General features: G+C 78.1%; 8 protein-coding genes. 1 reads left to right on the forward strand and 7 read right to left on the reverse strand.

Annotated features, from left to right (window positions below; translation table 11 throughout):
- Positions 1 to 333: 333 nt before the first annotated feature.
- The 7 genes from WDV85_RS00005 to WDV85_RS00035 form a co-directional block, all read right to left on the reverse strand.
- Positions 334 to 768 carry a hypothetical protein gene (locus WDV85_RS00005; protein ID WP_339568677.1) on the reverse strand — a complete coding sequence of 145 codons (435 nt, stop codon included), beginning with the start codon at positions 766 to 768 and terminating at the stop codon, positions 334 to 336.
- Between the two features lie 56 nt (positions 769 to 824).
- The gene (locus WDV85_RS00010) at positions 825 to 1,319 is read right to left on the reverse strand and encodes a pilus assembly protein (RefSeq protein ID WP_339568678.1); all 495 of its coding nucleotides are present in this window, start codon (positions 1,317 to 1,319) and stop codon (positions 825 to 827) included.
- Complete coding sequence (locus WDV85_RS00015) at positions 1,316 to 1,711, reverse strand: TadE/TadG family type IV pilus assembly protein (protein WP_445263148.1); 396 nt, start codon at positions 1,709 to 1,711, stop codon at positions 1,316 to 1,318. Before WDV85_RS00015 ends, WDV85_RS00010 begins: the two co-directional genes overlap by 4 nt.
- Positions 1,708 to 1,935 carry a hypothetical protein gene (locus tag WDV85_RS00020; RefSeq protein ID WP_339568680.1) on the reverse strand — a complete coding sequence of 76 codons (228 nt, stop codon included), beginning with the start codon at positions 1,933 to 1,935 and terminating at the stop codon, positions 1,708 to 1,710. The genes WDV85_RS00015 and WDV85_RS00020 overlap by 4 nt, the downstream gene beginning before the upstream one ends.
- A gap of 270 nt (positions 1,936 to 2,205) precedes the next feature.
- Positions 2,206 to 3,180 (reverse strand): type II secretion system F family protein, encoded by a 975-nt coding sequence (locus WDV85_RS00025; RefSeq protein WP_339568681.1) that lies wholly within the window; start codon positions 3,178 to 3,180, stop codon positions 2,206 to 2,208.
- The gene (locus tag WDV85_RS00030; protein WP_339568682.1) at positions 3,177 to 4,043 is read right to left on the reverse strand and encodes a type II secretion system F family protein; all 867 of its coding nucleotides are present in this window, start codon (positions 4,041 to 4,043) and stop codon (positions 3,177 to 3,179) included. The genes WDV85_RS00025 and WDV85_RS00030 overlap by 4 nt, the downstream gene beginning before the upstream one ends.
- Before the next feature lies 1 nt (position 4,044).
- Positions 4,045 to 5,268 (reverse strand): CpaF family protein, encoded by a 1,224-nt coding sequence (locus tag WDV85_RS00035; protein WP_339568683.1) that lies wholly within the window; start codon positions 5,266 to 5,268, stop codon positions 4,045 to 4,047.
- 224 nt (positions 5,269 to 5,492) lie between these two features.
- Between WDV85_RS00035 and WDV85_RS00040 the strand changes: the two genes are divergently transcribed.
- Positions 5,493 to 6,429 (forward strand): FHA domain-containing protein (locus tag WDV85_RS00040; protein WP_339568684.1); only part of this gene is annotated, 937 nt, incomplete at its 3' end.

Below are 6,429 nucleotides of genomic sequence, written 5' to 3' on the forward strand. Positions count from 1 at the left end.
ACACTTGACCAGAACCACGCGACACCGAGCCCACCGACGGCAGACCCAGCACCACCAGCCCAGCCCACAAAAAATGGCATTCGACTTTGGTACGCTGTTGAGTTCTCAAGAAGCAGACCCGCCAGGAGCACCGGTGGAGACCACCTGCGCCTCCCTGGAGGCAACCGCTCGAACCTAGACCCCGGGGTCTCAGGCCGTCAACCACCGAGGTGGTCCGGCCGGACCCGGCTTCCCGGTCCCTTGCGGCGACGTGAACGTTACCCCACGGCGGGGGGTCGTCCAAACCGCCGCCGGTGGCTCCCCGACGGCCCCCTGGGGCAGCCGGCGTCGGGGTCAGCCGGCGTCGAGGAAGGTGCGCGCCCTCGACGTGACGACGACGGTGAGCGGGCCCCCCGCCACCCGCGCTCCCGGCAGGAGCGAGAGCACGGGCACGTCGACGCTCGCCACGAGCTGCACCTGGGCCGTGCGGCCGTCGGGCGTGCCCGTCCCCGGGCCGAGGACGACGCCCTCGAGGTCGTCCCAGGCCGCTCTGCGGCGCAGGTGGTCCTCCGCGGCCGCCCGTACGGCGGCGTCCGTCAGCGGCACTCCCCCGGAGAGGCCGCCCTGGCCGTAGTAGGCGACCTCGTCCACGGCGTCTGCGGCGTCCGCCGCGGCGGCGTCCGCGGCGGCCCAGACCCGCTTGCGCTCGAGGTGAACCGCCGAGGCGGCGGTGACGACGAGGACGACGACGAGCGCGAGGACGGCGTAGCCCAGCACGAGCAGGGTCACCTGGCCCTCCTCCGCCCGGTCGCCGGCACGCCTGCGAGGGGTGGTCCCCCCGCCGCTCACGGCGCCCCCGCGAAGCGGTTGCCGGCTGCGGTGCCGGTGGCCTCGACGGGCACGCGCGCGGGCACCACCGCCGCCAGGGGCGCGGGGACGCCGGGGAGGACCACCTCGAGCTGGACCGTCGTGCGCACGAGGGACCCGCCCGCACCGCAGGGGTCGGCGTCGCAGCGCACGTCCAGACGCGCCGAGGCGGGGTCCACCCCCTGGTCCTCCAGCGCGAGCGCGACCACCGCCTCGGCGTCGGCGCGCGCCGCCGACGACGTCGAGCCCGACGCGGAGGCGATCACGCGGGCGGCCTCGCGAGCGCCGGCCTCGGCCCCGAAGGCCCCGGCCTGAAGCTGGGCCACGGCGATGACGAGGTACACCACCGGTACGAGCAGGAGGACGCCGAGGCCGACGAACTCCACGACGGCGCTCCCTCGGTCGGCGTCGCCCCGCAGGTCGCGGACGCGCCTCCGGACGCCGACGAGCGGGGCCGGCAGGGCGGCCCTCACGCGCCGCCGCCCTCGACGACCAGCCCCCTGCCGGTGAGGTCGAGCGCGTCCCCCACCCCCACCAGCCCGGCGACCGGCAGCGGAGCCCGCACGCGCACCTCCACGAGCTCGCGACCGCCGACGGCGCGCACGCTCGCGCGGACGTCGCGCGCGTACGCCGGGGACAGGGCCGCGGTGAGCAGCTCGCGGGTGCGCTCGGCGCCGTCCTCCGGGGTGCGGTCCGCGAGGGCGCCGTACCGGGCCCCCTCGGCGGCGCAGTCCACGACCGTCGCGCGCACGTGGAGGACGACGGCGAGCTGCACGACCCCCACGAGCACGAGCGTCAGCAGCGCGGAGACGAGCGCGAAGTCGACGACGGCCGCCCCTCGGTCGTCCCGCGTCGCCGTGGTCAGCCGCCGGCGAGGACCCGGTCCATCGCCGTGGTGAAGACCTGCGCCAGGCGAGGACCGGCCACGGCCCACAGCGCCACGACGAGGCCCGCGGTCATGAGGGTGACCATGACCCAGCCGGGCACGTCCCCGCGGTCGTCGCCGCGCAGGCGCGCGATGCGGTGGGCCAGGCCACGGCCCAGGGCGGCGGCGGCCCGGGCCGCCCTCGTCGTCGTGCTCGTGCTCATGCGGTGCTCCGTCTCGGTCGGTCGCGTGGGGAGGATGGGTCGGGTCGGGGAGGTCGGCCGGGGAGCCGGCTCGCTGGTGGGCCGTCGGGTCGGCCCGGTCGGTGCCGTGCGAAGGGCCGGACGCGCAGCCGTCACGGGCGCGGTGCAGCTCTCCTGCGGGTCGCGCGGCCGGGGCGAGCGGCGACGCCGGACGGGGACACGCGGTCGGCGGCGGCGGTCCGGAGGGCGCCGGGCCCGCGAGGCGCCCCCGGCGCACGTCGGCACCCGGGGTCACAGGTCGAGCCTCAGGACGGCCAGTCCCGGGAAGACCGCGAAGACGACGGTGATGGGCAGCACGAGGAAGACGACCGGCACCATCATCGCGATCTCCTTGCGGCCGCCGCTCTCGAGCAGCGCCCGGCGGCCCTCGTCGCGGACGTCCTGGGCCTGGGCGCGCAGGACGTCGGCGAGCGGCGTCCCGCGCTCGACCGCGACGGCGACCCCGTCGACGAAGCGCGCCAGGCTGGGGAGGCTGGTCCGGTCGGCCAGTCCCTGCAGCGCCTGCACCAGCGAGGCACCCGCGCGGGCCTCGGCCAGGGTCCGGCGCAGCTCGCCCGACAGCTCGCCGGCGCACGTGCGCGAGACGCGCTCGAGGGCACCGACCGCCCCCTCGCCCGCCCCCACGGACAGGGCGAGGAGCTCGGCCACGGTCGGGAACTCCGCCGTCATGCGCTCCTCGCGCCGTCGGACGGCGCGCGTCAGCCACCAGTCGCGGGCGAGGACGCCGGCTGCGCCCCCCAGGAGCACGAGGAGGGCCAGGGGCACGACGGCGACGCCCCGCGCGCTCGCCACCGCGCCCGCCAGGAGCGCGCCCACGACCAGGCCTCCCGCGCCCCACACGACCTGCTGGGCGCGGAAGTCCTCCACGGAGGTGGTCGCCCCCAGCTGGTCCAGACGGGTCCGCACGCCCGCGCGGCCGCCGAGCACCCGCTCGATGCCGCGCACGGCGTCGGCCATGACCGGGGCGAGCATCCGCTCCACCGCCGCCAGCGGTCCGGCGGGCGCCTCGCGTCGCAGCAGCCGGGACGGGGGCACCGCGTCGCGCACGTAGGGGGCGACGCGGTCCTCGATCGAGACCCGTCGGAGCAGCGGCAGGCGCACGAGCGCCAGCCACAGGCCGAGGCCCGCCACCAGGCCCAGTCCCGCGCCGGCCCACGACCACGGCGCCGCCGTCGCGGGGGCCACGGCCACGAGCGCCGCCGTCACCGGAGCACCCTCTCCTCGTCGGGCAGCCGCCCGAGACGGACCATGAGGCGGTAGGCGACGACGGACGCGGCGCCACCGCACGCGAGGACGACGGCGCCCGCCGCGCTGTCGTAGGCGTCGACGGCTTCCGGCCGGGTCGCGAGCAGCGCGAGCACGACCCACGGGGCGGCCACGGCGAGGCGGGCGCCGTTGACCGTCCAGCTCTGCCGCGCCTCGAGCTCCGCGCGCGTCCGGGCGTCCTCCCGCAGGAAGGTGGACAGCGTGCGCAGGAGGCGGCCCAGGTCGCTGCCGCCGACCTCGCGCGTGAGGCGCAGGGACTCGACGATGCGGTCCGCCACGGGGTCGGCGAGCGCCTCCTTCAGCCGGTCGAGGCAGTCCCCGAAGCGGCCCGTGGCCCGGTGGTCCTCCGCGAAGGCCGCGAAGGCGGGCCGCAGCTCGACCGGCCCGCGCACCGACAGCTGCGCGAGCGCCTCGGGCAGCGACAGCCCCGCGCGGATGCCCGAGGTCAGGTGGTCGACCGCCTCGGGCCACTGCTCCCGCGTGCTCGTGCGCCGGGCGCGGGCCCGGGAGCGGACGACGGCGCGCGGCCCCGCGGCGGTGATGAGCCCGAAGGCGGTGGCGACGACGGGCGACCCCGCGACGAGGAGCACCGCCGTCGCCACGACGAGCCCGACCACCGCGGCGGCCGCGACGAGCGCCCCCGGTCCGACGCCGGCCATGTCGGCCTGCACGAGCTCGTCGCGCAGGGCGGCCGCGCGGCGCGACGAGCGGCGCGGGGCCGTCGGACCGGCCGCCGGCACCCAGCAGGACCACCAGACGCAGAAGAGGCCGGCGCCGGCCGCGAGGCCCACGAGCGCGCCCACGTCAGCCGCCGCCCAGCAGGGCGCGCAGGTCGTGCCCCGCCCGCTCGAAGCGGTCCTCGTGCGGCGGGAAGCCGTCGGCCCGCACGAGGTCGCCGGCGACCGTCGTGAAGACGTCCGCCACCTCGACGACGCCGTCCTCGACGCGCCCGGGCACCGCGACCACCTCGCGGACGCGGCGACGGCCGTCCCGGTCGAGGGCCACGTGGACGACGAGGTCGACGCTGCTCGCCACGGTCGGGACGACGAAGCGGCTGCTGACGTTCTCCCCCGCCAGCAGCGGCAGGGTGCACATCTTGGCGACCGCGTCGCGGGCGCTGTTGGCGTGCACGCTGGCCATCCCGGGCAGGCCGGAGTTGAGGGCGATGAGCAGGTCGAGGCTCTCCTCCTGCCGGACCTCCCCGACGACGACGCGGTCGGGGCGCATGCGCAGCGCCTCCTTGACGAGGCGCCGCAGCGGGATCTCGCCAGTGCCCTCCAGGCCGGGCTGGCGGCACTGCAGCCCCACGCAGTCGCGCAGCGGCACCTTGAGCTCGAAGACCTCCTCGCACGTGATGACGCGCGAGCGCGGCGGGATGGCGGCCGCCAGGCAGTTGAGCATCGTCGTCTTGCCCGCCTGCGTCCCCCCGGACACCAGCACGTTGAGGCCCGCGGACACCGCGGCCTCGAGGAAGGCCGCGGCGCGCGCGGTCAGCGTCCCGAGGGCGACGAGGTCGTCCAGGCGGTCCGCCCGGACGACGAACTTGCGGATGTTGACGGCCCAGTGCTCGCGCGTGACGTCGGGGATGACGACGTGGAGGCGGCTGCCGTCGGGGAGGCTCGCGTCGACGAAGGGCGAGCTGAGGTCGACCCGGCGCCCCGAGGTCTTGAGCATGCGCTCCACGAGGTCGGCGACCTTCTCGGCCGTGAGGATCGTCGTCGTCAGCTCCGGCCGCCCGCCGCGCGCGACGAAGACCTTGCCCGGCTCGTTGATCCAGATCTCCTCGACCTCCGGGTCGTCGAGGTGCTCCTGCAGCGGCCCCAGCCCGCCGACGGCGTCGAGCACGCGCTTGACGACGCCCGTCTGCTCCGGCAGGCGGGGCAGCGTCCCGAGGAGGGACCTCTCGTCGTAGTCGGCGACCACGTCCTCGACGAGCGAGCGCAGGACGCCGGGCTCGCGGGCGGGGTCGACACCTCGCCGGCGCACCAGCTCGCGCACCTCGTCCTCGACGATGGCCACCGCGTCCACCCCGGACCCCCTCCTCCGCCCCGGCTCGGCACCGGGTACTGCTGCGCGTGGCGGGACGGCGTGTGTGAGGCCCCCCGCGATCCTCCTCGTCACGCTAGGCAGACGGGGCGTCCCCGTGCGGGCGGTCCACATCCCCCGTTGTGGTGACAGCGCGTGACGGACGGGGTGTGCGGGGCCTGTGGACGGTCCCGGCGGGCGGCCGGGGCGCCGAGCAGGCTGCCGGGGTGGACCACGGCCCCCTGCGCCTGACGCTCGTCGACGACGCCCCCGCCCTCCGTCGGGCCGAGGTCGACGTCGACCTGCCCAGCACGGGCGCGCCCCTCCGCCTCGCCGACGTCGCCGGGGAGCTCGCCGCCCACCTCGGCGCAGCGCCCACCACCGGCGGCCGGTGGTGGTGCGAGGGCCGTCCGCTGCCGCCGGGTGCCGCGCTCGGTGCGCCGCCGCTCGTCCAGGGCGCCGTGCTCGTCCGCCGCCCGGGCGAGGGCTCGCGGCCCGGCACTGGCGGACGGCAGGAGGAGCCGTCCCGCACGGGCCCCGGCCGGCGGGCCGGCGTCCTCCACCTGCACGTCGTGGCGGGCCCGGACGCCGGCCTGGTCGTCCCGCTCCCCCCGGGCCGCCACGTCCTGGGCCGGGGGGCCGGGGCCGACGTCCGGCTCGACGACCCCCGCCTGTCGCGCCGCCACCTGCGGCTGGACGTCGACCGCCGCGGGGCGCTGGTGACGGACCTCGGCTCGGCCAACGGGACGCTGGTCGACGGTGTCCGCCCCGGCCCGGGCGGCCTGGCCGCCGGGACGGGAGCCCGCGTCGCCGCCGGCGCCGGCGTCCTCGAGCTGAGGCTCGGCGGCGAGCCGCCGAGGGCCGGAGGCTGGGACGGCCGCGGCCACCGGCTGGTGGCGACGACGGGGCGGGCCCCCGCGGGGGACGTCGGGTCGCGGGTCCGCGTGCCCGCCGAGCCCGGCAGCCCGGAGCGCCCGCGGACGGCGTGGGCCGCCGCGCTCGTCCCCCTCGTCGTCGCGGTGCCGATGGCCCTGCTGTGGAGCCCGTGGGCGCTGCTCATGGGCCTGGCCTCGCCGCTCGTGGCCGTCGTGACGACGGCCGGTGAGCGGCGCGCCTGGTCCCGGCGCCGCGCGGAGGCCCGGGCCCGGGGGGGGGGGGGGGGGG

It is taken from the genome of Pseudokineococcus sp. 5B2Z-1, assembly GCF_037482305.1.
In the GTDB taxonomy this organism is placed as follows: domain Bacteria; phylum Actinomycetota; class Actinomycetes; order Actinomycetales; family Quadrisphaeraceae; genus Pseudokineococcus.